Raw genomic sequence first — 24724 nt, 5'->3', positions numbered from 1 at the left:
GAAGCGCCCGCCTGGTGACTAATACTCCGAAGGGATTACCAACGGTAGTGTGCGAACGCCTTGTTGGCTTCTGCCATACGGTGAACGTCTTCACGTTTCTTAACTGCAGTACCTTTGTTGTCTGCAGCATCAGAAAGTTCGTTCGCCAGACGCAGAGCCATGGATTTATCACCGCGTTTACGAGCAGCTTCAACGATCCAACGCATTGCCAGAGCATTACGACGAACCGGACGAACTTCAACTGGAACCTGATAAGTAGAACCACCAACGCGGCGGGACTTAACTTCTACGGTTGGGCGAACGTTGTCGAGAGCGACTTCGAAAGCTTCCAGTTCATTTTTACCAGAACGCTGAGCCAGGGTCTCAAGCGCGCTGTATACGATTGCTTCTGCAGTAGATTTTTTACCATCTACCATCAGGATATTTACAAATTTTGCCAGCAGTTCTGATCCGAATTTCGGATCTGGAAGAATTTTACGCTGACCAATGACGCGACGACGTGGCATGGGAATACTCCGTTGTTAATTCAGGATTGTCCAAAACTCAAAGAGTTTAGTTTGACATTAAGATAAATCAGTTTGGCCTTACTTAACGGAGAACCATTAAGCCTTAGGACGCTTCACGCCGTACTTGGAGCGAGCCTGCTTACGGTCTTTAACACCTGAGCAGTCGAGCGCACCACGAACGGTGTGGTAACGAACACCCGGAAGGTCTTTAACACGACCGCCACGGATCAGGATCACGGAGTGCTCCTGCAGGTTGTGACCTTCACCACCGATGTAGGAAGTCACTTCGAAACCGTTAGTCAAACGCACACGGCATACTTTACGCAGTGCGGAGTTTGGTTTTTTAGGAGTGGTGGTATATACACGAGTACATACGCCACGTTTCTGCGGGCAGGCTTCCAGCGCAGGCACGTTGCTCTTTGCAACTTTGCGTGCGCGTGGTTTGCGTACCAGCTGGTTAACTGTTGCCATTAAATAGCTCCTGGTTTTAGCTTTTGCTTCGTAAACACGTAATAAAACGACCTCATACAATATGAGGACGCGAAATTTTAGGGCTACGTCGAAAAGGTGTCAAGAAATATACAGCGATCTCAAATCACCAGTTCATTTGACTGGCGTGCGTCACAGTAAGATTGACGAAATCAGTATAGCCAACCACGTCAATTTTGGCTGAAATTTGACCAGAAAGACCCCGCGCATCCAGATCGTCCTTCAGCGCAGAGACTGTTATGGGGGCATTCGTGAGAATTTCAACGAAACGACTGCCGTCCAGTGCGGCAAGCACACCATCCTGAATCAGCAGCAGGTCATCACCTTCGCGCAGCATACTCAGTAACGCGTCGATATCACATTGCCACGGTGAATGGCTCAGAGTATGGAGCATGTCAGCCTCAGAAAGTCAGAACGGTGTCGTAGTGGGAAAGGTGTTCGCGCAATGCAGCAGAAGACAAGACTGTCACATCCAGCACGAAAGGCGTTGCCTCGTTTAGGCCGCGCGCAGCCAGGGAGTCGGCACAGACATAGAAGGTTTCGATATCGTAAAGCGGTAACACTTTGAACGTCGCGATGTAATCACGCGCCAGAATGGCCTGAGGCTGTTGCCCCGCCAGAAGCTGAAATACGCCGTCGCCCAAAAAGAAGACACCGATATCTTCGGTCAATGCTGAGGTCGCGAGCAGCGCATCCAGCCCTTCTCTGCCGGACGCATTGCCGTGCGGTGCGGAGGAAAAAACAAACGCGACACGCTTCATCAGAATTGCACCACTCTGTCGCAGGTTAATGCCGCCTGTGCCAGTGCACCCAGGCCACTCAACGAAAAGCCGGGCTGCAGGTTAGAACCCGATAAACCAAGACGTGCGGCTTCGGTTGCATCGGTCACCCCGCGGCGCAGTGCCGCCGCCACGCAGATGTGCAGTTCTACGCCCTGCTTTTCGTTTAATGCCTGCCAGGCGCGCACCAGATCGAATTCGTCGCTCGCCGGTGACGTAAACTGATTCGCGTTATACACCCCTTCCCGATAGAAGAAGACGCTCGCTAGCTCATGTCCGGCCGCCAGTAGCGCATGCGCAAACTGCAGCGCGCTGCTGGCCTGCTGAGTGCCGTACGCCGGGCCTGTCACCATTAACGCAAAACGCATTATTTGTCTTGTCCCTGGAAATCGCCGCTTTTGAACTGGCGAATATAGAGGTAGACCGTGTGCTTGGAGATGTTCAGACGATCGGCCACCTGGTTGATGGCGTCTTTAATATCAAAAATCCCTTTTTCGTAGAGATTGAGCACGATCTGGCGATTTTTGGCGTTGTTCGAGACGTTGCGATCGGCATTCACCTCTTCAATCGTAAACTCAAGCGTCTGGGTCACCAGATCTTCAACGGAGGAGGCAAAGTTAACAGAAGAGCCAACGTCCGGCGTTTCTGGTGGAATAAAGGTGCTCATGATTTGCGAGAATGGCACATCAAGGTTCATGTTGATGCACAGCAGCCCAATAACACGATGCTCGCGGTTTCGAATCGCGATGGTTTCTGATTTCATCAGCACGCCGCTTTTGGCGCGGGTGAAATAGCATTTTGAGACGCTGCTGTCCGCGCCGGTCATGTCATGCAGCATACGCAATGCAAGGTCGGTAATTGGCGAACCAATTTTACGGCCAGTATGTTCACCATTCGCAATGCGGATGGCGGAACACTTCAGATCTTGCAGGGAGTGCAATACGATTTCGCAGTGGGAGCCAATGAGCATCGCTAACCCGTCCACTACCGCTTCGTAGGATTTCAGAATATCGAAGTCGGTCTGATCGAAAGGACGTTGATCCAGCAAATCAAGTTCACTGGTTTCGTTGGTTAAAAGCGACCTGGACATGAAAAAAACACTCCTTTTCAGGAGCCTGTCGTTAGGTTTTCAGGGCAGGCTCATTATCTACACGGACAACTAAATTAATACAGCGTGCGTAGCGCTTTCCAGTGTTAATTATATCTGCCCCACAATAAAAAAACCGCCGCCTGAAAGGCGGCGGTTTTTTTCAACATTACTTCTTAGCAGCAGCGGCTTTATCGTCAGCCGGTGCGTCTGCTTTCGCATCCGCTTTCGGTGCCGGTTTGATATCCAGCAGCTCTACGTCAAAGACCAGCGTAGAGTTAGCAGGGATACCCGGAACGCCGGTTTTGCCATAGGCCAGATCCGGTGGGATAACCATCTTGATCTTGCCGCCTTTCTTGATGTTTTTCAGGCCTTCAGTCCAGCCAGGGATCACACCATCCAGACGGAAGGAGAGCGGCTCACCGCGGGTGTAAGAGTTGTCGAACTCTTTACCATCGATCAGCGTACCTTTGTAGTTCACAACCACGGTGTCGCTGTCTTTAGGCGCATCGCCGGTGCCTTCTTTCTCAACTTTGTACACCAGGCCAGTAGAAGAGGTTTTCACACCTTTCTCTTTAGCAAAGGTATCGCGGTAAGCTTTGCCTTTCGCTTCGTTGTCTTTAGCGTCCGCGTCCATCTTGGTCTGCGCGGCACCCTTCACGCGCGCTTCGAACGCCTGCAGAGTCTGTTCAATTTCCTGGTCAGACAGCTTGCTCTTATCTGCAAATGCGTCCTGAACGCCCGCGATCAGCTGAGCTTTATCCAGTTTGATGCCCAGTTTCTCTTGTTCTTTCAGAGAGTTTTCCATGTAGCGACCCAGAGATGCGCCCAGTGCGTAGGCGGATTTCTGGTCGTCATTTTTGAACGCCGCTTTGCTGTCAGCAGTGGCAGCAGGCTTCGCAGCAGTATCAGCAGCGAATGACAGCGGCGCGTTCAGCGCAACAGCCATCGTCGTCGCCAGCAGCGTTACTTTAAACAGTGATTTCATCCATATCTCCAGGGCCTGGGGACTCTCACCCCAGCGTTAAACGTAAATGAGTTACGTACTATAAAACGTTGCGGAAGAAATCTACAGACAGACACTTCCAATTCTCGCCACTTTTCAGACTATTTTTGTTTAAATAAGTTTCCTGCCAAGGGGATGCGGACTGTACTTAAGGATAAACTCAGTTAAACTGCGCCGCCGCAGGGCCATTATGGCGAATCTGAAATAAACGAGGTGAATGATGAAGGATACAGCAATAGAAGCGAGAATGGCTGAGCTGGAAAGCCGCCTGGCTTTTCAGGACATCACCATCGAAGAGCTAAACCAGACCGTGACCGCACATGAGCTCGAAATGGCAAAACTGCGGGATCATATGCGCCTGCTGACGGAAAAGCTGAAGGCTACACAGCCGTCAAACATTGCCTCTCAGTCAGAAGAGACGCCACCTCCTCATTATTGAGGCGTAAAAAAAGCGGGATTATCCCGCTTTTTTTGTGCCCGGTGGCGCGAAGCTTACCGGGCCAACATACTAAATACCCTATGGATTTCGAGTCGCAGGAAGGCGGCAAGCTTGAAAATCCCCGGGAGCATAGATAACTATGTGACCGGGGTTTGAAAGCGCAGCCAACGCACATGCGGCTTGAAAGACGACGGGTATTAGTGGCAACCGCAGCCGCCGTTACCGCAACCACCTTTACCGTGGTCATGACCATGGTCGTGATCGTGGCCGTGACCACCGCAGCAGCCGTCGTGGCCGTGATCGTGGTCATGGTCGTGACCATGCGCACCGTGAACGTGGCCATGAGCCAGTTCTTCTTCGGTCGCTTCACGGATCGCAACAACTTCTACGTTGAACTTCAGGTTCTGGCCAGCCAGCATGTGGTTACCGTCAACCACGACGTGGTCATCTTCCACTTCGGTGATTTCAACAGGAACCGGGCCCTGGTCAGTTTCAGCCAGGAAGCGCATGCCAACCTGCAGTTCGTCAACGCCCATGAACACGTCTTTAGGAACGCGCTGAACCAGGTTGTCGTCATACTGACCGTAAGCGTCGTTCGCGCCTACAGCAACGTCAAATTTGTCGCCAACTTCATGACCTTCCAGCGCGTTTTCCAGGCCGGAAATCAGGGAACCGTGACCATGCAGGTAGTCAAGCGGCGCACTCACCGGAGACTCATCAACCAACACACCGTCTTCTGTACGTACCTGATAGGCCAGGCTGACCACCAGGTCTTTTGCTACTTTCATGATATCTCCTGAGCGTGGGAAAATTGCTGGCGCAGATTGTAGCGGAAATCTGCACCCGTGTACCCTTTAGCTTAAAAAAACTCAGGGCATATCGCTAGTCCGGATGAAAAATCCCGATAACTTGCTCTTCTTTGCGAACGTGATCGCGGGCCTCTTTATCGGCCTCACGCATCTGGTGACCGCACTTAACACACTCAACAACATCAACATTATTTTCCCGCCACATCGCCAGGGTATCTTGCGCCTGACAGGTCGGGCATTTTGCACCCGCGATAAAGCGTTTACGTACAGCCATCTTTCGTTACCCTTTATTCAAATTCATCCCAGCCATCAAGCTGGCGTCGTTCCTGTTGCATCTCTCGCTGGAAGATCTCCTCCAGCTCGCGACGCGCTTCCCGCACGCGGGAGATCTGCGCCGTATCGGTATGTACCGGCATCAGCTCGCGCAGCATCCGCATATCCAGCCGGCGGAAGTGCATCTGGGCGCGCTGCGCCTGATGCGGATGCATGCCGAGCGAGATCAGCGCCTTACGGCCCAGCTCCAGCGCACTGGAGAACGTCTCACGGGAGAAGTGTTTCACACCCGCCTGCAACAATTCGTGAGCTTCAACACGTCCCCGCGCACGCGCCAGAATATGCAGATGCGGGAAATGCTGCTGGCACAGATCCACCAGCTTCATCGTGTCTTCCGGATCGTTACAGGTAATCACGATGGACTCTGCCGCTTCCGCCCCCGCCGAGCGCAGCAACTCGAGCTGGGTCGCATCGCCGTAGTAAACCTTGTAGCCATATTTACGCATCAGGTTGACCGCGCTGATATCCCGCTCCAGTACCGTAATGCGCATTTTGTTCGCCATCAGCAGGCGTCCAATCACCTGTCCAAAACGGCCAAAGCCCACCACAATCACCTGCGGCTTATCGTCTTCCACCCACGGCGCTTCGTCTTCATCGTCATTTGGGTTCAGGCGGCGCGACAGCAGTTTATCCACCAGCTTCATCAGCAGCGGCGTGGTCATCATAGACAGCGTGACCGTCACCAGCAAAAGCGCCATCTGATCGTCTTTAAACAGCTTCTGGGAGGATGCGGTCGAGAACAGCACAAACGCGAACTCGCCTCCCTGGCTTAACACGCTGGCAAACTGCATGCGTTCCGAACTGCGCAGCCCGTAGATACGCGCCATGACGTACAGTACCAGCATCTTCACCGCCACCAGGATAGCGACGCTCACGACCACCCACAGCAGATGGGTATAGAGCACACCGAGGTTGAGCGCCATCCCCACAGAAATAAAGAACAGGCCTAACAGCAGCCCTTTGAAGGGATCGATGGCAATTTCCAGCTCGTGCCGATACTCGCTCTCCGCCAGCAGCACCCCGGCGATAAAGGTCCCGAGCGCCATCGACAGCCCCAGCGCGTCCATAAACAACGCCGATCCCAGCACCAGCAGCAGCGTCGCGGCGGTAAACACCTCGCGAACGCCCGACGCGGCAATAAAGCGGAACACGGGACGTAACAGGAAACGACCGCCAATCAGCATGCCCGCGAAGGCCAGCACCTTCATGGCGATTTTAGCCCAGTCGAAGTGATCGTCCCCGGACCCCGCCAGCAGCGGCACCAGCGCCAGCGCCGGGATCACCGCCAAATCCTGGAACAGCAGCACCGAAAAGCCCAGCTGACCGGCTTCGTTGCGATTCATCCCTTTGTCGCGCATCAGCTGCAGCGCCATCGCCGTCGACGACATCGCAAGGCCTATCCCGCCAATCACCGCCGCCTGCCATGAAAAGTGGGTCAGCATTAGCAGCCCGCCCAGGATCGCGGCGCTGAATAACACCTGCGCGGCGCCCACACCAAAGATAGAGCGTCGGAGCTGCCACAATTTCGAAGGATTCAGCTCCAGGCCGATGATGAACATCAGGAACACCACGCCCAGCTCGGAGAAATGGAGGATCTCATCGACATCGCTGATGAATCCCAGCCCCCAGGGACCAATCGCGATCCCCGCCAGCAGATAACCCAGCACCGCACCGATACCAATACGGGCTGCAAGCGGCACGGCGACGACGGCCGCAAATAAAAACAGCACCCCGGCGAGGAGTAAATTCGATCCTTCCATTAACGACCTCCTGCCGGAATAGGTGACGCCAGCCATTCACCGTAGGCTCTGGCGTGGCTTGCCAGCTCTTTCGGATCCTGACGCCGCGCCCAGTAGACAATAATCGGGCTCATCCAGTGCATACGGCACATCGCCGCCGTCAGCTCGAATGGCCTGAGGATATCGCTCATCGGATAGCGGTTCAGCCCGTCGTGACGGTAAGCGCTTTCGGGTTCACCGGTCGTAATCACGCTACGCCAGTACTTTCCCGCCAGCTGGTTGCCCCCCACCCCGCTGGAGAAGCCCCGGCTCAGCACGCGGTCCAGCCACTCTTTCAGCAGCGCCGGACAGCTATAGGTATAAAGCGGATGCTGGAACACAATCACGTCATGCTGACGCAGCAGCTCCTGCTCGTAAGGGATATCAATAAAGAAATCAGGATAGTGCGCGTAGAGATCGTGCACCGTTACGTTACTAAGCTGTGTGGCCGGCTTAAGCAGCACCCGGTTTGCCACCGAGTCCTGAGATTCCGGATGGGCATACAGCAGCAGCACTTTTGCTGTCTGAGACATCATTCCCCTCCCGGTCTTGTTTCTGTTTTTGTGTATCGTCGCTGTTTTGGGCTACCATGGCGGCCCGGTGCGGAAAATGGCCCACACCTTACATTATCATAATGACAAATTAACATAGTCGGAACATACGGCGCTTCTATGATTGTTTTCTCCTCGTTACAAATTCGTCGCGGCGTGCGCGTCCTGCTGGATAACGCCACTGCTACCATCAATCCGGGCCAAAAAGTGGGTCTGGTCGGCAAAAACGGCTGCGGTAAATCCACCCTGCTGGCGCTGCTGAAAAACGAGATTAGCGCGGATGGCGGTAACTTTACCTTCCCGGGAAACTGGCAGCTCGCCTGGGTAAACCAGGAGACGCCGGCGCTGAGTGAACCGGCGCTCGACTATGTTATCGACGGCGACCGTGAATACCGCAAGCTCGAAGCGGAACTTCATTCTGCTAACGAGCGCAACGACGGTCACGCCATCGCCACCGTTCACGGCAAGCTGGACGCCATCGACGCGTGGACCATTCGCTCCCGCGCCTCCAGCCTGCTGCACGGCCTGGGCTTCAGCAACGAACAGCTGGAACGTCCGGTCAGCGACTTCTCCGGCGGCTGGCGTATGCGCCTCAACCTGGCGCAGGCGCTGATCTGCCGCTCTGACCTGCTGTTGCTCGACGAACCGACCAACCACCTCGATCTCGATGCGGTTATTTGGCTGGAGAAGTGGCTCAAGAGCTATCAGGGCACTCTGATTCTGATCTCCCACGACCGCGACTTCCTTGACCCGGTGGTGGATAAAATTATTCATATCGAACAGCAAACGATGTTCGAGTACACCGGCAACTACAGCTCCTTCGAGCGCCAGCGCGCGACGCGTCTCGCCCAGCAGCAGTCCATGTACGAAAGCCAGCAGCAGCGCGTGGCGCATCTGCAGAGCTTCGTGGATCGCTTTAAGGCCAAAGCCTCAAAAGCCAAGCAGGCCCAGAGCCGCATCAAGATGCTGGAACGCATGGAGATGATCGCCCCGGCGCACGTGGATAACCCGTTCCACTTCAGCTTCCGCGAGCCGGAAAGCCTGCCTAACCCGCTGCTGAAAATGGAAAAAGTCAGCGCTGGCTATGCCGACCGCATTATTCTCGACTCCATCAAGCTCAACCTGGTGCCGGGTTCCCGCATTGGCCTGCTGGGGCGTAACGGCGCCGGTAAATCGACGCTGATCAAACTGCTGGCGGGCGAGCTTAACCCGGTCAGCGGCGAAATCGGCCTGGCGAAGGGCATCAAGCTGGGTTACTTCGCCCAGCATCAGCTGGAATTTTTACGCGCGGATGAATCGCCGATTCAGCACCTCGCGCGTCTTGCGCCGCAGGAGATGGAGCAGAAGCTGCGCGACTATCTCGGCGGCTTCGGCTTCCAGGGCGATAAGGTGACTGAAAACACCGAGCGCTTCTCCGGCGGCGAAAAGGCCCGTCTGGTGCTGGCGCTGATCGTCTGGCAGCGCCCGAACCTGCTGCTGCTCGATGAACCGACCAACCACCTGGATCTCGACATGCGTCAGGCGCTGACCGAAGCGCTGATTGAGTTCGAAGGCGCGCTGGTGGTGGTTTCGCACGACCGTCACCTGATCCGCTCCACCACGGACGATCTCTATTTAGTGCACGGCGGCAAAGTCGAACCGTTCGACGGCGATCTGGAAGACTATCAGCAGTGGCTGACGGACGTGCAGAAGCAGGAAAACCAGCCGGAAGAGTCAGCGAAAGACAACGCCAACAGCGCGCAGGCGCGTAAAGACCAGAAGCGCCGTGAAGCGGAGCTCCGCACCCAGACGCAGCCCCTGCGTAAAGAGATTACCCGTCTCGAAAAAGAGATGGAAAAACTCAACGCCACGCTGGCTATCGTTGAAGAGAAGCTCGGCGATAGCGGCCTGTATGACCAGAGCCGCAAGGCTGAGCTGACCGACTGCCTGCAAACCCAGGCGAAGACCAAATCCAGTCTCGAAGAGTGCGAGATGGCGTGGCTCGACGCGCAGGAACAGCTGGAAGCGATGCTGCAGGCTGACTGACTTATTTACCCCGTTTGAAGAGCAGAATCCGTACCGGGTTCGGAAATCCAGCTTAAACGGGGTACAATTCGGAAAGTATCGTAAATTTCCGACAAGAATCAGCATCGCGCTTATGACCCAAATCATTCCATCAGACTTCGACATTGCGGCCGAAGACAGCACTGAGTTCGTGCCTATGCGCGGCGTGGCCAATCCCCATTTGCAGACCATGCTGCCGCGACTGATCCGCCGCAAGGTTCAGTTCACCCCGCACTGGCAACGGCTTGACCTGCCAGACGGTGATTTTCTGGATCTCGCCTGGAGCGAAGCGCCTGAACAGGCTCGCCATAAGGCGCGTCTGGTGGTTTTCCACGGTCTGGAAGGCAGCCTGCACAGCCCGTATGCGCATGGGCTAATTGAGGCGGCAAAAGCGCGCGGCTGGCTCGGCGTGGTGATGCATTTTCGCGGCTGCAGCGGTGAACCGAATCGTCAGAAACGCATTTATCACTCGGGTGAAACCGAAGACGGGACGTGGTTTTTACACTGGCTGCGGGAAAATTATGGCACCGTGCCAACGGCCGCCGTGGGCTACTCGCTGGGCGGCAATATGCTGGCCTGTCTGCTGGCCAAAGAGGGCGAAAGCGTACCGCTGGATGCCGCCGTCATTGTCTCCGCGCCGTTTATGCTCGAGCAGTGCAGCTACCACATGGATAAAGGCTTTTCCCGCGTCTACCAGCGCTACCTGCTCAACCTTCTGAAGGCCAACGCGGCGCGTAAGCTGAAGGCCTACCCGGATACCCTGCCGGTAAGCCTGCGCCAGCTGAAAAAGGTGCGTCGGATCCGCGAGTTCGACGACCTGATCACCGCGAAAATCCACGGCTTCGCCGATGCGATTGACTATTATCGTCAGTGCAGCGCCATGCCGCTGCTCAGCAAGATCACGCAGCCGACGCTGATTATTCATGCCAAAGATGACCCGTTTATGGATCATCACTCGATCCCCGCTCAGGAATTCCTGCCCGACAACGTTCACTATCAGTTGACCGAGCATGGCGGCCACGTCGGGTTTATCGGCGGCACGCTGCGCCGCCCGAAAATGTGGCTTGAGGCGCGAATTCCTGACTGGCTGACCCCTTATCTGGACGGTGCAAAATGATTATTCCCTGGCAGGATCTGGCTCCCGAAACGCTCGATAATCTGATTGAAAGCTTTGTATTACGCGAAGGCACCGATTATGGTGAACAGGAACGCTCGCTTGAGCAAAAGGTCAACGATGTTAAGCGCCAGCTGAAAAGCGGCGACGTGGTGCTGGTGTGGTCAGAACTGCATGAGACGGTCAATATCATGCCCCGCAACGCGTTTCACGGCTGATCTTCCACCCTTTTCAGTCAGGGAGTTGCTATGTCTGCCAGACATCCGGTTATTGCCGTTACGGGGTCGAGTGGTGCGGGAACCACCACCACCAGCCTCGCATTTCGCAAGATTTTCGCCCAGCTGAATCTCCGTGCGGCGGAGGTCGAAGGCGACAGCTTTCACCGCTACACGCGTCCGGAGATGGACATGGCCATTCGTAAGGCGCGCGATTCGGGTAAACACATCAGCTACTTCGGCCCGGAGGCCAATGACTTCGGCCTGCTGGAACAAACCTTTATAGAGTACGGTAAGAGCGGCAAAGGGCAGTCCCGCAAGTATCTGCACACCTATGATGAAGCCGTACCCTGGAATCAGGTGCCGGGAACCTTTACCCCGTGGCAGCCGCTGCCGGAACCCACCGACGTCCTGTTTTACGAAGGATTGCACGGCGGCGTGGTCACGCCTCAACACGACGTGGCGCGCCACGTGGATCTGCTGGTCGGCGTGGTCCCTATCGTTAACCTGGAGTGGATCCAGAAGCTGACGCGCGACATGAGCGAGCGCGGCCATTCGCGAGAGGCGGTGATGGACTCCGTGGTGCGCTCCATGGAGGATTACATTAACTTCCTGACGCCGCAGTTCTCCCGCACCCATATCAACTTCCAGCGCGTGCCGACGGTGGATACATCGAACCCGTTTGCCGCTAAAAGCATCCCGTCGCTGGATGAGAGCTTTGTGGTGATCCATTTCCGCAATCTCGAAGGCATTGATTACCCCTGGCTGCTGGCAATGCTGCAGGGCTCGTTTATTTCGCACATGAATACGTTAGTCGTGCCGGGCGGGAAAATGGGGCTGGCGATGGAGCTCATCATGACGCCGCTGGTGGAGCGACTGATGGAAGGGAAGCAGATCGCGTGAGCATGTTCCCTCTCCCTGTGGGAGAGGGTTAGGGTGAGGGCATCAACACGCACGATGCCCCATCAATCACGCCTCGATCACTTCATACGAATGCGTGATTTTTACCGCTTTCTCCAGCATTAACGCCACCGAGCAGTACTTCTCCGCAGACAGGTCCACCGCACGCGAGACCGCCGCGTCTTTCAGCTCTTTACCGGTGACCACAAAGTGCAGGTTAATATGGGTGAACAGGCGTGGCGCCTCTTCGCGACGCTCTGACGTGAGTTTAACCTCACAATCCGTCACGTCATGACGTCCTTTTTGCAGAATCGACACCACGTCAATTGCGCTGCATCCGCCTGCCGCCATCAGCACCATTTCCATTGGGCTGGGTGCTTTATCGCCGGAGTTACCGTCCATCAAAATCTGGTGTCCTGACGCGGACTCGCCCAGGAACGTTAAACCTTCAACCCATTTCACGCGCGCTTGCATATTCATTAACTCCAACGTTGCATTTTTGGTGACAGATTACGTGTGCGTTACATTTATCGCAATGGAAGGCGACCTGCATCATGCTGAAGCGAGACACCAGGAGACACGCGGCGAAAGCTATGCTAAAACACTCAGGATGCTACAGTAATACATTGACGTTACACGTGTATGCAGAGGACATCAAACTTTACTGGCTGCGAAACGTTACGGTAGCCGACTTCCCAGGGTATGGGTAAGAATTCGATTGCAACCCCAGAGTCCGGATGCATCTGATGACTCTGGTGACAGCTTATAACAGAGGATAACAGCGCATGGTGCTTGGCAAACCGCAAACAGACCCGACTCTCGAATGGTTCTTGTCTCATTGCCACATTCATAAGTACCCATCGAAGAGCACGCTGATTCACCAGGGTGAAAAAGCGGAAACGTTGTATTACATCGTTAAAGGCTCGGTGGCAGTGCTGATCAAAGATGAAGAAGGGAAAGAGATGATCCTTTCTTATCTGAACCAGGGCGATTTCATCGGTGAACTGGGCCTGTTTGAAGAGGGCCAGGAACGTAGCGCCTGGGTTCGAGCAAAGACAGCATGTGAAGTGGCTGAAATTTCTTACAAGAAGTTCCGTCAGCTGATTCAGGTTAACCCTGACATCCTGATGCGTCTTTCTTCCCAGATGGCGCGCCGTCTGCAGGTCACGTCAGAGAAAGTGGGTAACCTCGCCTTCCTGGACGTTACCGGCCGTATCGCACAAACCCTGTTGAACCTGGCGAAACAGCCAGACGCCATGACCCACCCGGACGGCATGCAAATTAAAATTACCCGTCAGGAAATTGGTCAGATCGTCGGTTGCTCCCGTGAAACAGTAGGCCGTATCCTGAAAATGCTGGAAGATCAAAACCTGATCTCCGCCCACGGTAAAACCATCGTGGTCTACGGAACGCGTTAATTCCGCTTAAACGGCGTGCCATCGCAAGGTGTCACGCCGTTTTTGTCTCTACTCCCCATGTGGCGCAGGCTGATCTATCACCCGGAAGTTAACTACGCACTGCGGCAAACGCTGGTGTTGTGTCTTCCTGTGGCCATAGGCCTGATCCTCGGACATCTTCAGCAAGGCCTGCTGTTTTCCCTCGTACCCGCCTGCTGCAACATTGCCGGTCTGGACACGCCGCATAAGCGCTTTTTCAAACGCCTGATCGTTGGTGGCTGCCTGTTTGCTGGCTGTAGCCTCGCCGTACAACTCCTGCTTGCCCGGGATATCCCGCTGCCGCTGATCCTGAGCGTACTGGCGATGACCCTTGGCGTCACGGCGGAAATCAGTTCGCTGCACGCCCGCCTGCTTCCCGCCTCGCTGATTGCGGCCATTTTCACGCTCAGCCTCGCCGGGAACATGCCGGTGTGGGAGCCGCTGCTGATCTACGCCCTGGGGACATTATGGTACGGGCTGTTTAACTGGTTTTGGTTCTGGCTGTGGCGGGAGCAGCCGCTGCGTGAATCCCTGAGCCTGCTCTATGTGCAGCTTGCGGATTACTGCGAAGCCAAATACACCCTGCTCACCCAGCATACCGATCCGGAAAAATCCTTGCCGCCGCTGCTGACGCGCCAGCAGAAGGTGGTGGATCTCATAAGCCAGTGCTATCAGCAGCTGCATATGCTCGCCGCCAACAAGAACCACGAATACAAACGGCTGCTGCGCACCTTCCAGGTCGGGCTGGATCTACAGGAGCATATCTCCGTAAGCCTTCACCACCCGCAGGAGGTGCAAAAGCTGGTCGAGCGCAGCCACGCCGAAGCGGTGATCCGCTGGAACGCGCAGACCGTCTCGGCACGTCTGCGCGTGCTGGCCGATGATATTCTCTACCACCGCTACCCGACGCGCTTTAACATGGACAAGCAGCTGGGCGCGCTGGAGAAAATCGCCCGCCAGCATCCCGATAACCCGGTCGGCCAGTTTGCCGCCTGGCACTTCAGCCGCATCGCCCGCGTGTTACGCACGCAGCGCCCGCTTTATCCCCGCGACCTGATGGCGGATAAGCAAAAACGGCTTCCGCTATTGCCCGCGCTCAAAAGCTATCTTTCTCTTAAATCGTCCGCCCTGCGCAACGCCGCAAGGATCAGCGTGATGCTCAGTACCGCCAGCCTGATGGGCATGGCGCTGCACCTGCCGAAACCCTACTGGATCTTAATGACCGTGCTGTTTGTCACCCAGAACGGCTACGGCGCCACGCGGGTGCGAATTCTGCATCGGGCCGGCGGAACGATGGCCGGGCTGATCATTGCGGGCGTGACGCTGCACTTCCACGTGCCGGAAGGCTATACCCTGGCAGGGATGCTGGCGATTACGCTGGTGAGCTACCTGATTATCCGCAAAAACTACGGCTGGGCGATGGTGGGCTTTACGGTGACGGCGGTATATACGCTGCAGTTGCTCACGCTCAATGGCGAACAGTTTATTGTCGCCAGGCTGATTGATACCCTGATCGGCTGCCTGATTGCCTTTGGCGGCATGGTCTGGCTGTGGCCGCAGTGGCAGAGCGGGCTGCTGAGGCAGAACGCCCACGACGCGCTGGAAGCCGACCAGCAGGCTATTCGCCTGATCCTGAGCGACGATCCGCAGCCCTCCCCGCTGGCCTATCAGCGGATGAAGGTCAACCAGGCGCACAACGCCCTGTTTAACTCGCTCAACCAGGCGATGCAGGAGCCGGGCTTTAACTCGCACTATCTGGCAGACATGAAGCTCTGGGTGACGCACAGCCAGTTTATCGTCGAGCATATTAACGCCATGACCACGCTGGCGCGCGAGCACACGATGCTGACGCCGGATCTGGCGCAGCGCTATTTGCAGTCGTGTGAAATTGCGTTGCAGAGGTGTCAGCAGCGTCTGGAGTATGACGCGCCGGGCGAGTCGGGCGACTCAAACATTCTGGAAGCGCCGGAGACGTTAACCCACGGGCCAATGAGCACGCTGGAGCAGCATTTGCAGCGCGTTCTGGGGCATCTGAACACCATGCACACCATTTCGTCGGTGGCATGGCGTCAGCGTCCGCATCACGGCATTTGGTTAACGCGCCGGCTAAAGCGAACCGAGTATTAGCCTTTTACGATCTTCTCGACCGCCGCGGCAAAGCGGGTTAAACCGTCTTCGATGTCTTTGTCTTCTACCACCAGCGACGGCGCAAAGCGCATCACGTCCGGCCCGGCATTAAGCACCATCACCCCTTCGTGTGCGGCGGCGTGCAGGAAGTCGCGCGCGCGGCCTTTGTACTGCGGCTTCAGTTCGGCGCCAATCAACAGCCCCATCCCGCGAATTTCGCTGAATACATCGTACTGTTCATCAATCTTTTGCAGGTGTTTTACGAACAGCTCGCGCTTCGCGCTCACGGCGTTCAACACCTCCGGCGTGTTGATAATGTCGAATGCGGCACCCGCCACGGCACTCGCCAGCGGGTTACCGCCGTAGGTGGAACCGTGAGAACCGACGTGGAACGCGGAGGCGATCTCCTGCGTCGTCAGTACCGCACTCACCGGGAAACCGCCGCCGAGCGCTTTGGCGCTGGTCAGGATGTCCGGCGTCACGCCGTAGTGCATATAAGCGAACAGATCGCCGGTACGCCCCATCCCGCACTGCACTTCATCAAAGACCAGCAGCGCCTGATGCTCGTCGCACAGCGCGCGCAGCCCTTTCAGGAATTCCGGAGTTGCCGCCGTCACGCCGCCTTCCCCCTGGATCGGCTCGACAACAACGGCGCAGGTATGGTCGTCCATGACCGCTTTCACCGCGTGCAGATCGTTAAACGGCACGTGGACAATGTCGGCCGGTTTCGGGCCAAACCCGTCGGAATACTTCGGCTGGCCGCCAACGGAGACGGTAAAGAAGGAGCGTCCGTGGAAGGCATTGTGGAAGGCGATGATTTTGGTTTTGTACGGGCTGTGGCGCGTTGTCGCGTAGTAGCGTGCCAGCTTAAACGCAGTTTCGTTGGCTTCAGTGCCGGAGTTCATAAACAGCACGCGCTCGGCAAAGGTCGCATCGATGATCTTGCGGCCCAGGCGCAGCGCCGGTTCGTTGGTGAACACGTTGCTGGTATGCCACAGGGTTTCGCCCTGGGTTTTCAGCGCCTCAACCAGCGCGGGATGGCAATGACCCAGCGCCGTGACCGCAATACCGCCCGCGAAATCCACATACTCTTTACCCTGCTGATCCCAGACGCGGCTGCCTTTCCCCTTCACCGGGATAAACTCAGCCGGTGCATAAATCGGCAGGATCACTTCATCAAATGTCGCGCGGGTAATTGCTGGTTGTTCAGTTGCCATGTCATGACCATCCATTTTTATGTCACAGTGATTGTGAAAATATAATCACAAAATATGCATAAAAAATCACAGCAAGGCAACAGATATTCAGCGATTGAGGAAATTTGCCAGCAGCGCGTGCCCCTGCTCGCTGAGGATGCTTTCCGGGTGGAACTGCACGCCTTCGAGGTCCCATTCGCGGTGGCGAATCCCCATGATCTCCTGCGTATCGCTCCAGGCGGTCACCTCAAAGCAGTCGGGCAGGGTCGACGGGTCAATCACCAGGGAATGGTAGCGCGTCACGGTTAACGGGTTATTGAGCCCCGTGAATACCCCGGTGCCGGCGTGGGTGACCGGAGAGGTTTTACCGTGCATCACTTTCGCGGCGCGCACGATGGTGGCACCAAACGCCTGAGCAATCGCCTGATGGCCCAGACAAACGCCCAGGATCGGCAGCTTGCCGGCATAGTGCTGGATAACATCCAAAGAAATACCCGATTCTGACGGCGTACACGGCCCCGGAGAAATCACGATTTTCTGCGGAGCCAGCGTCCCGATATCGGCCAGTCCGATCTCGTCGTTGCGGCGGACAACCACCTCTGCACCCAGTTCACAAAAATACTGGTAAAGGTTCCAGGTGAAGGAATCGTAGTTATCAATCAGCAGAATCATGGCGGCTCCCGAAAAAAATGCCGCCCTATTCTACTCAGATTCCCGCGCTTCGCTCACTACTTTGGCAAAGATAGCGTTGAGCGCGGTTAAATCCCCCGTTGCGCCGCTTCGGTTAGCCGCCACCCACTGGTCGGGATCGATATCGCGCCAGTCCAATGCGTAGCCCGCGTGGAGCGCCAGCTGCTCGAAGAAAACGCGCTGGGCAATACCGTTGCCGCGCATAAACGGATGCAGCATGTTGATTTCGCAGTAATAGTGGCTAACCCGGTCAACAAACGCCGCTTTCTCAAGACCCACGAGATACTTTTCGCTTTCCAGCGCCGCCATCAGCTCGTTGCCCATCTTCTCGATGTATTCGAAATGGCAGAAAGGAATATCCCCTTTAAAAATATCGTCGGTACGGAGCTCGCCCGCCCGCTTCATCTCGCTGCGGTACAAATGACGATGAATGAGGCACAGATGGGGCAACCCGGGCGCGGAAGGCCCAAGCTCCAGCGTCTCAATATGGGGCTCTGAGGGACCATTACCTTTTTCAAGGAGACAACTGGCCTGTAAATTGACGTTACGCTGCTGTTCCCAGAGACGGGATTTTTGCTTGTCGGTGAGCTTTTTCACTTAACGCCTCCCTGAATAGTCCGTTTGCCACAAGTATAAGCAGCAAAACGCGCTTTCGCAGGGAGGGTCATATAACGCGGGCAGAAGAAGCCCGCGCTCAGAAGAATTACGGCAGAACTTTTGCGGAGAGGATAACCACCGGTTTTGTCGGCACATTCTGGTACGGACCGACGTCGTGAGTAGGCACCTGAGAAATCTTATCGGCCACGTCCATGCCTTTCACAATCTTACCGAAAACGGCATAGCCAAAGTCGCGCTGACCGTGGTCGAGGAAGGCGTTATCCGCCACGTTCAGGAAGAACTGGCTGGTCGCGCTGTCTTTGTCTGCGGTACGCGCCATGGAGATGGTGCCGCGCTTGTTCAGCAGGCCGTTGTCCGCTTCGTTTTTGATTGGCGGGTTAGGCTGCTTCTGCTGCATCTGCTCGTTGAAGCCGCCGCCCTGCACCATGAAGCCTGGGATCACGCGGTGGAAAGTGGTGTTGTTATAGAAACCACTGTTCACATAGTCGAGGAAGTTTTTTACGGAAACAGGGGCTTTCTGGCTATTCAGTTCCAGCTCAATATTCCCGGCAGAGGTGGTCAGCAGAACGTGAGGGTCCCCTTTGGCTGCCAGCGCAGCAGGGGAAACGGCAGAAAGAGCAAACACAGCTGCGACAGCCGCCAGTGTTGATTTGAGCATGAGAATTCCTTAACAAAGCGCAGTATAAAAAGCGAATGGCTTGATTCTAAAGAGCAGTATGAACGGAGACCAGCCTTTTACCTAATTTTACGAAATTGAAACAATTATTACCGCGCAAACGATTGGTTACGCCGTCAATTAATGTGATTTAGATCACACCAAAACCTGCAATGACGTAATCATTGCCCTTAAAAGATAGGAATAGATCACTTTAGCGACTAAAATCTGCCCGCTCTCAGCGCCCCCGGGCGTTTTTCTTTTTCTGAACAGGCCAGACATGACTAACAGCAATCGCATCAAGCTCACATGGATCAGCTTCTTCTCCTACGCCCTGACCGGCGCGTTGGTGATCGTCACCGGGATGGTGATGGGGAATATCGCAGACTACTTCCAGCTGCCCGTTTCCAGCATGAGTAACACCTTTACCTTCCTCAACGCGGGGATCCTGATCTCTATCTTCCTGAATGCCTGGCTGATGGAAATCGTCCCGCTGAAAACCCAGCTGCGCTTTGGCTTTGTGCTGATGGTTGCCGCCGTGGCGGGCCTGATGCTGAGCCACAGCATCGCCCTGTTCTCCGCAGCTATGTTCGTGCTGGGTCTGGTCAGCGGGATCACCATGTCGATCGGTACGTTCCTCATTACCCACATGTATGAAGGCCGCCAGCGCGGCGCGCGTCTGCTGTTTACCGACTCCTTCTTCAGCATGGCCGGAATGATTTTCCCGATGGTCGCGGCGGTTCTGCTGGCGCGCAGCATTGAGTGGTACTGGGTTTATGCCTGCATCGGCCTGGTCTACGTGGCGATCTTTATTCTGACCTTCGGCTGCGAGTTCCCGGTGCTGGGCAAGAAAGCGCAAACCACCGCCGAGCCGGTTGCGAAAGAAAAGTGGGGCATCGGCGTGCTGTTCCTCTCCATCGCCGCGCTGTGCTACATCCTGGGCCAGCTGGGCTTTATCTCCTGGGTACCGGAGTACGCGAAAGGTCTGGGCATGAGCCTGAACGATGCGGGTAAACTGGTGAGCGATTTCTGGATGTCTTACATGTTCGGCATGTGGGCGTTTAGCTTCATCCTGCGCTTCTTCGACCTGCAGCGCATTCTGACCGTGCTGGCGGGGCTGGCGACCGTGCTGATGTACCTGTTCATCAACGGTTCACCGGAGCACATGCCGTGGTTCATTCTGACCCTGGGCTTCTTCTCCAGCGCCATTTATACCTCTATCATCACCCTGGGCTCCCTGCAGACCAAAGTGGCCTCGCCGAAGCTGGTTAACTTCGTCCTGACCTGCGGCACCATCGGCACCATGCTGACCTTCGTGGTCACCGGCCCGATCGTCGCCCACAGCGGCCCGCTGGCGGCGCTGCACACCGCGAACGGTCTGTATGCCGTGGTGTTCATCATGTGCTTCGTTCTGGGCTTCGTGACCCGCCACCGCCAGCACAACGCGGCGGCAGCGTCTCACTAACCCCTACGCCCCTTTGCGCTCGGCAGAGGGGCTGTTTCTGGCAAAACTTACCTCTTCTCCTCCGATATCCATCTGGATCCACGTCTGCGCCAGCTGCGTCGTGGCGATCACCCGTCCCTGACGAATCGACCAGCGCACCGGCACCTGACAGCGCACCGCTTCAAACCCGCTCTCGGCAGGCAGAATAATCAGGTTCGCCGGGTTCCCCGTGGCAATACCGTAATCGCTCAGGCCGAAGGTACGGGCGCTGTTATGGGTGATGAGATTCAGGCCGCTGTCGATTTGCGGATAGCCCATCATCTGACAGACGTGCAGCCCCATGTGCAGCACCTGCAGCATGTTGCCGGTGCCGAGCGGGTACCACGGGTCGAAGACGTCGTCATGACCGAAGCAGACGTTAATGCCCGCTTCCTGCAGCTCTCTCACCCGGGTGATGCCGCGGCGCTTCGGATAGTCATCAAAGCGCCCCTGCAGATGAATATTGACCAGCGGGTTAGCGACGAAGTTAATCCCCGACATTTTCAGCAGACGGAAGAGCCGCGAGGTGTAAGCGCCGTTGTAGGAATGCATGGCGGTGGTGTGGCTGGCCGTCACGCGCGGGCCGATGCCTGCCTCATACGCCAGCGTTGCCACCGTCTCGACAAACCGCGACTGCTCGTCGTCGATTTCATCGCAGTGGATATCCAGCGGACGGTCATATTTCTTCGCCAGTTCAAAAGCGATATGCAGCGACTGTACGCCATACTCGCGGGTGAACTCGAAGTGCGGAATCGCCCCCACCACATCGGCCCCCAGCTTTAACGCCTCTTCCAGCAGCGCCGCGCCGTTCGGGTAAGAGAGAATACCTTCCTGCGGGAACGCGACGATTTGCAGCGTCACCCACGGGGCAACCTCCTGCTTCACCTCCAGCATCGCCTTCAGGGCGGTGAGCGTCGGGTCGGAGACATCCACATGGGTACGGACAAACTGGATACCGTTGGCAATTTGCCACTTCAGCGTTTTCCAGGCGCGCGCTTTGACATCCTCATGGCTAAGCAACGCCTTGCGCTCCGCCCAGCGCTCAATGCCTTCGAACAGCGTGCCGGACTGGTTCCAGTTCGGCTCACCCGCGGTCTGGGTCGTATCAAGATGGATATGCGGCTCAATGAACGGCGGGATCGCAAGCCCGCCGCGCGCGTTCAATACTTCATAACTTTCGGCGTGGGTGTCGTCCATCGGGGTGATGTCACCAAATCGCCCGTTCTCAATGGCGAGCTGCCACAGCCCTTCCCGACCCGGTAAACGAACATTCTGAACAAGCCATAACGGTGTTGTAGACATACCCTTCCCCTAAAAAACGCCGCTGATATTGAGGCGTATCGATTTTGGCAAAACCGCCCCTGATTTGTACACAAATTCAACGAGCACGAAAAGCCTGCGATTTCCGCCACTTATAAAAATCCTGACAAATCAGTTATATACCACCTAAGGAGTAGGCGAAGACGTATTTGATTTGCATCAATAAGCGCCCCTGCTGAATCGTTAAGGTAGGCAATAATAGAAAAGAAATCGAGGCAATAATGAGCAAAGTCAGACTCGCTATCATCGGTAACGGCATGGTCGGCCACCGCTTTATTGAGGATCTTCTCGATAAGGCCGATGCTGAGCAGTTCGATATTACCGTGTTCTGTGAAGAACCCCGCAAGGCGTACGACCGTGTGCACCTGTCTTCCTACTTCTCCCATCATACCGCCGAAGAGCTCTCTCTGGTGCGCGAAGGTTTCTACGAGAAGCATGGCGTAAAAGTGCTGGTGGGCGAACGCGCTATCACCATCAATCGTCAGGAAAAAGTGATCCACTCCAGCGCCGGGCGTACGGTTTTTTACGACAAGCTGATCATGGCGACGGGCTCCTATCCGTGGATCCCGCCGATCAAAGGCTCGGAAACTCAGGATTGCTTCGTCTACCGTACCATTGAAGACCTCAACGCCATCGAATCCTGCGCCCGTCGCAGCCGTCGCGGCGCGGTCGTCGGCGGCGGCCTGCTGGGTCTGGAAGCGGCAGGCGCGCTGAAAAACCTCGGCGTTGAAACCCACGTCATCGAATTTGCCCCGATGCTGATGGCCGAACAGCTCGACCACATGGGCGGTGACCAGCTGCGTCGTAAAATCGAAAGCATGGGCGTGAAGGTTCACACCAGCAAAAACACCAAAGAGATCGTTCAGGAAGGGACTGAAGCGCGCAAAACCATGCGCTTTGCCGATGGCAGCGAGCTGGAAGTGGACTTCATCGTCTTCTCCACCGGTATTCGTCCGCGCGACAAGCTGGCGACCCAGTGCGGTCTGGCCGTGGCGCAGCGCGGCGGGATCATGATCAACGACACCTGCCAGACCTCCGATCCGGATATCTACGCGATTGGCGAATGCGCCAGCTGGAACAACCGCGTATACGGTCTGGTGGCACCGGGCTACAAAATGGCGCAGGTCGCCGTGGACCATATCCTCGGCAGCGAAAACGCGTTTACCGGTGCAGACATGAGCGCCAAGCTGAAGCTGCTGGGCGTGGACGTGGGCGGTATTGGCGATGCGCACGGTCGTACCCCGAATTCCCGCAGCTATGTCTATCTCGACGAAAGCAAAGAAGTCTATAAACGTCTTATCGTCAGCCAGGACAACAAAACTCTGCTCGGCGCGGTGCTGGTGGGCGACACCAGCGACTTCGGCAACCTGCTCCAGCTGGTGCTGAACGCCATCGAACTGCCGGAAAACCCGGACGCGCTGATCCTCCCGGCGCACGCGTCCAGCGGCAAGCCGTCTATCGGCGTGGATAAACTGCCGGACAGCGCGCAAATTTGCTCATGCTTCGACGTCACCAAAGGCATGCTGATCTCCGCCATCAACAAAGGCTGCCACACCGTGGCGGCGCTGAAAGCGGAAACCAAAGCCGGTACCGGCTGCGGCGGCTGTATTCCGCTGGTCACTCAGGTGCTGAACGCCGAACTGGCGAAACAGGGCATCGAAGTGAACAACAACCTGTGCGAGCACTTCGCGTATTCTCGCCAGGAGCTGTATCACCTGATCCGCGTGGAAGGCATCAAGTCCTTCGACGAACTGCTGGCGAAACACGGTCAGGGCTACGGCTGCGAAGTGTGTAAACCGACCGTCGGCTCCCTGCTGGCCTCCTGCTGGAACGAGTACGTACTCAAGCCGGAACACACGCCGCTGCAGGACACCAACGACAACTTCCTGGCGAACATCCAGAAAGATGGCACCTACTCCGTTATTCCACGCTCAGCCGGTGGCGAAATCACGCCGGAAGGGCTGGTCGCCGTGGGCCGTATTGCGCGTGAATTTAACCTCTACACCAAAATTACCGGCTCCCAGCGTATCGGCCTGTTTGGCGCGCAGAAAGACGATCTGCCGGAAATCTGGCGTCAGCTCATTGAAGCCGGCTTCGAAACCGGTCACGCGTATGCCAAAGCGCTGCGCATGGCGAAAACCTGCGTGGGGAGCACCTGGTGCCGCTACGGCGTCGGCGACAGCGTGGGCTTCGGCGTGGAGCTGGAAAACCGCTACAAAGGCATCCGCACCCCGCACAAAATGAAGTTTGGCGTCTCCGGCTGTACCCGCGAATGTGCGGAAGCGCAGGGTAAAGACGTGGGGATCATCGCCACCGAGAAGGGCTGGAACCTGTACGTCTGCGGCAACGGCGGGATGAAGCCACGCCACGCGGACCTGCTGGCGGCGGATCTCGATCGCGACACGCTGATTCAGTATCTCGACCGCTTCATGATGTTCTATATCCGCACCGCCGATAAGCTGACCCGTACCGCCTCCTGGCTCGATAACCTGGAAGGCGGCATCGACTACCTGAAAGCGGTGATCATCGACGACAAGCTGGGCCTGAACGAACATCTGGAAGCCGAGATGGCGCGCCTGCGCGAGGCGGTGATCTGCGAATGGACTGAAACCGTCAACACCCCGGCGGCGCAGACGCGCTTCAAACACTTCATCAACAGCTCCCAGCGCGACCCGAACGTACAGGTAGTGCCGGAGCGTGAACAGCATCGTCCGGCGACACCGTATGAACGTATTCCGGTCACGCTGGTGGAGGAAAACGCATGAGCCAGTGGATAAACATTTGCGATATTAACGACATCATCCCGGCCACCGGCGTATGCGCGCTGCTGGGCAGCGAGCAGGTTGCGATTTTCCGCCCTCGCCACGATGAACAGGTTTTTGCCATCAGCAATATCGACCCGTTCTTCGAGGCCAGCGTGCTTTCCCGCGGACTGATTGCCGAGCATCAGGGCGAACTGTGGGTCGCCAGCCCGCTGAAAAAGCAGCGTTTCCGCTTAAGCGACGGTTACTGCATGGAAGATGAGAGTCATTCAGTGAAGCACTATGACGTTCGCGTGAAGGACGGCAAGGTGCAGCTGAAAGGCTGATCCCCCGCCTTTTCAATACGAAAAGCTTATGACCCCTTATGGGTAACGGCAGGAAAAACCGT

General features: G+C 56.3%; 27 protein-coding genes. 10 read left to right on the top strand and 17 right to left on the bottom strand.

Annotated elements, in window-relative coordinates; translation table 11 throughout:
• Positions 1-35: 35 nt before the first annotated feature.
• The 7 genes from rpsG to fkpA form a co-directional block, all read right to left on the bottom strand.
• On the bottom strand, positions 36-506 hold the full coding sequence (rpsG, locus tag M2422_RS16395) for a 30S ribosomal protein S7 (protein WP_004106370.1): 471 nt from the start codon (positions 504-506) through the stop codon (positions 36-38).
• Positions 507-602: 96 nt separating this feature from the next.
• On the bottom strand, positions 603-977 hold the full coding sequence (gene rpsL, locus M2422_RS16390) for a 30S ribosomal protein S12 (protein WP_000246815.1): 375 nt from the start codon (positions 975-977) through the stop codon (positions 603-605).
• A 124-nt stretch (positions 978-1101) separates the two neighbouring features.
• On the bottom strand, positions 1102-1389 hold the full coding sequence (tusB, locus tag M2422_RS16385) for a sulfurtransferase complex subunit TusB (protein WP_033146790.1): 288 nt from the start codon (positions 1387-1389) through the stop codon (positions 1102-1104).
• Between the two features lie 7 nt (positions 1390-1396).
• The gene (gene tusC, locus M2422_RS16380) at positions 1397-1756 is read right to left on the bottom strand and encodes a sulfurtransferase complex subunit TusC (RefSeq protein ID WP_033146791.1); all 360 of its coding nucleotides are present in this window, start codon (positions 1754-1756) and stop codon (positions 1397-1399) included.
• A complete protein-coding gene (gene tusD, locus M2422_RS16375) occupies positions 1756-2142 on the bottom strand; it encodes a sulfurtransferase complex subunit TusD (RefSeq protein ID WP_033146792.1) in 387 nt (128 codons plus the stop codon). The genes tusC and tusD overlap by 1 nt, the downstream gene beginning before the upstream one ends.
• Positions 2142-2864, bottom strand: a complete 723-nt coding sequence (locus M2422_RS16370) for a transcriptional regulator (RefSeq protein WP_014171909.1) — start codon at positions 2862-2864, stop codon at positions 2142-2144. The genes tusD and M2422_RS16370 overlap by 1 nt, the downstream gene beginning before the upstream one ends.
• 166 nt (positions 2865-3030) lie before the next feature.
• Positions 3031-3849 (bottom strand): FKBP-type peptidyl-prolyl cis-trans isomerase, encoded by an 819-nt coding sequence (gene fkpA / locus M2422_RS16365; protein ID WP_023309460.1) that lies wholly within the window; start codon positions 3847-3849, stop codon positions 3031-3033.
• A 238-nt stretch (positions 3850-4087) separates the two neighbouring features.
• On the opposite strand from fkpA, the gene M2422_RS16360 reads away from it, so the two are divergent.
• Positions 4088-4306 (top strand): protein SlyX, encoded by a 219-nt coding sequence (locus M2422_RS16360; protein WP_023309461.1) that lies wholly within the window; start codon positions 4088-4090, stop codon positions 4304-4306.
• Between the two features lie 197 nt (positions 4307-4503).
• Here M2422_RS16360 and slyD read toward each other — a convergent pair whose 3' ends face one another.
• From slyD to kefG, 4 genes are all read right to left on the bottom strand, one after another.
• Complete coding sequence (slyD, locus tag M2422_RS16355) at positions 4504-5094, bottom strand: peptidylprolyl isomerase (protein ID WP_014833521.1); 591 nt, start codon at positions 5092-5094, stop codon at positions 4504-4506.
• A gap of 94 nt (positions 5095-5188) precedes the next feature.
• Entirely contained in the window at positions 5189-5389 is a 201-nt protein-coding gene (locus M2422_RS16350) for a YheV family putative zinc ribbon protein (protein WP_033146793.1), read from the bottom strand.
• Between the two features lie 13 nt (positions 5390-5402).
• A complete protein-coding gene (gene kefB / locus M2422_RS16345; RefSeq protein ID WP_064673715.1) occupies positions 5403-7208 on the bottom strand; it encodes a glutathione-regulated potassium-efflux system protein KefB in 1806 nt (601 codons plus the stop codon).
• Complete coding sequence (kefG, locus tag M2422_RS16340; RefSeq protein WP_021242220.1) at positions 7208-7762, bottom strand: glutathione-regulated potassium-efflux system ancillary protein KefG; 555 nt, start codon at positions 7760-7762, stop codon at positions 7208-7210. Before kefG ends, kefB begins: the two co-directional genes overlap by 1 nt.
• Positions 7763-7897: 135 nt before the next feature.
• Here kefG and M2422_RS16335 point away from each other — a divergent pair, with 135 nt between their 5' ends.
• From M2422_RS16335 to M2422_RS16320, 4 genes are all read left to right on the top strand, one after another.
• Positions 7898-9802 carry an ABC transporter ATP-binding protein gene (locus tag M2422_RS16335; protein ID WP_033146795.1) on the top strand — a complete coding sequence of 635 codons (1905 nt, stop codon included), beginning with the start codon at positions 7898-7900 and terminating at the stop codon, positions 9800-9802.
• Positions 9803-9914: 112 nt separating this feature from the next.
• Positions 9915-10937, top strand: a complete 1023-nt coding sequence (locus tag M2422_RS16330; RefSeq protein WP_064673714.1) for a hydrolase — start codon at positions 9915-9917, stop codon at positions 10935-10937.
• Positions 10934-11152, top strand: coding sequence for a YheU family protein (locus tag M2422_RS16325; protein ID WP_008503016.1), 219 nt, complete (start codon positions 10934-10936; stop codon positions 11150-11152). Before M2422_RS16330 ends, M2422_RS16325 begins: the two co-directional genes overlap by 4 nt.
• Before the next feature lie 30 nt (positions 11153-11182).
• Positions 11183-12052: a phosphoribulokinase gene (locus M2422_RS16320; RefSeq protein WP_023309465.1), complete on the top strand. Its 870-nt coding sequence runs from the start codon at positions 11183-11185 to the stop codon at positions 12050-12052.
• A gap of 66 nt (positions 12053-12118) precedes the next feature.
• On the opposite strand, the gene M2422_RS16315 is transcribed toward M2422_RS16320, so the two are convergent.
• Entirely contained in the window at positions 12119-12523 is a 405-nt protein-coding gene (locus M2422_RS16315; RefSeq protein ID WP_008503018.1) for an OsmC family protein, read from the bottom strand.
• Positions 12524-12834: 311 nt separating this feature from the next.
• Between M2422_RS16315 and crp the strand changes: the two genes are divergently transcribed.
• Together crp and M2422_RS16305 are read left to right on the top strand one after the other, a co-directional pair.
• Positions 12835-13467: a cAMP-activated global transcriptional regulator CRP gene (gene crp, locus M2422_RS16310; protein WP_000242758.1), complete on the top strand. Its 633-nt coding sequence runs from the start codon at positions 12835-12837 to the stop codon at positions 13465-13467.
• 57 nt (positions 13468-13524) lie between these two features.
• Complete coding sequence (locus tag M2422_RS16305; protein ID WP_064673713.1) at positions 13525-15612, top strand: YccS/YhfK family putative transporter; 2088 nt, start codon at positions 13525-13527, stop codon at positions 15610-15612.
• On the opposite strand, the gene M2422_RS16300 is transcribed toward M2422_RS16305, so the two are convergent.
• The 4 genes from M2422_RS16300 to ppiA all read right to left on the bottom strand — a co-directional run bounded on the left by M2422_RS16300 (position 15609) and on the right by ppiA (position 18774).
• The gene (locus M2422_RS16300; protein WP_172421409.1) at positions 15609-16829 is read right to left on the bottom strand and encodes an aspartate aminotransferase family protein; all 1221 of its coding nucleotides are present in this window, start codon (positions 16827-16829) and stop codon (positions 15609-15611) included. The two genes, M2422_RS16305 and M2422_RS16300, sit on opposite strands and share 4 nt — an antisense overlap.
• Positions 16830-16916: 87 nt before the next feature.
• Entirely contained in the window at positions 16917-17480 is a 564-nt protein-coding gene (pabA, locus tag M2422_RS16295; RefSeq protein WP_047059796.1) for an aminodeoxychorismate synthase component 2, read from the bottom strand.
• 30 nt (positions 17481-17510) lie between these two features.
• Positions 17511-18095 (bottom strand): putative adenosine monophosphate-protein transferase Fic, encoded by a 585-nt coding sequence (locus tag M2422_RS16290; protein WP_039263091.1) that lies wholly within the window; start codon positions 18093-18095, stop codon positions 17511-17513.
• A gap of 106 nt (positions 18096-18201) precedes the next feature.
• A complete protein-coding gene (gene ppiA, locus M2422_RS16285) occupies positions 18202-18774 on the bottom strand; it encodes a peptidylprolyl isomerase A (protein WP_064673712.1) in 573 nt (190 codons plus the stop codon).
• 277 nt (positions 18775-19051) lie between these two features.
• Here ppiA and tsgA point away from each other — a divergent pair, with 277 nt between their 5' ends.
• Positions 19052-20236 (top strand): MFS transporter TsgA, encoded by a 1185-nt coding sequence (tsgA, locus tag M2422_RS16280; protein WP_039263090.1) that lies wholly within the window; start codon positions 19052-19054, stop codon positions 20234-20236.
• Positions 20237-20239: 3 nt separating this feature from the next.
• Here tsgA and M2422_RS16275 read toward each other — a convergent pair whose 3' ends face one another.
• A complete protein-coding gene (locus M2422_RS16275; protein WP_064673711.1) occupies positions 20240-21556 on the bottom strand; it encodes a cytosine deaminase in 1317 nt (438 codons plus the stop codon).
• Positions 21557-21795: 239 nt separating this feature from the next.
• Here M2422_RS16275 and nirB point away from each other — a divergent pair, with 239 nt between their 5' ends.
• Positions 21796-24339 (top strand): nitrite reductase large subunit NirB, encoded by a 2544-nt coding sequence (nirB, locus tag M2422_RS16270; protein WP_064673710.1) that lies wholly within the window; start codon positions 21796-21798, stop codon positions 24337-24339.
• Complete coding sequence (gene nirD, locus M2422_RS16265; protein ID WP_023309475.1) at positions 24336-24662, top strand: nitrite reductase small subunit NirD; 327 nt, start codon at positions 24336-24338, stop codon at positions 24660-24662. The genes nirB and nirD overlap by 4 nt, the downstream gene beginning before the upstream one ends.
• The last annotated feature ends 62 nt before the right edge of the window (positions 24663-24724 follow it).

It is taken from the genome of Enterobacter sp. SLBN-59 (genome assembly GCF_024807915.1).
GTDB classification, from domain to species: Bacteria; Pseudomonadota; Gammaproteobacteria; order Enterobacterales; family Enterobacteriaceae; genus Enterobacter; species Enterobacter asburiae_B.
The sequence above is the reverse complement of the archived record's forward strand: the minus strand, read 5'-3'. Positions and strand labels throughout refer to the sequence as shown.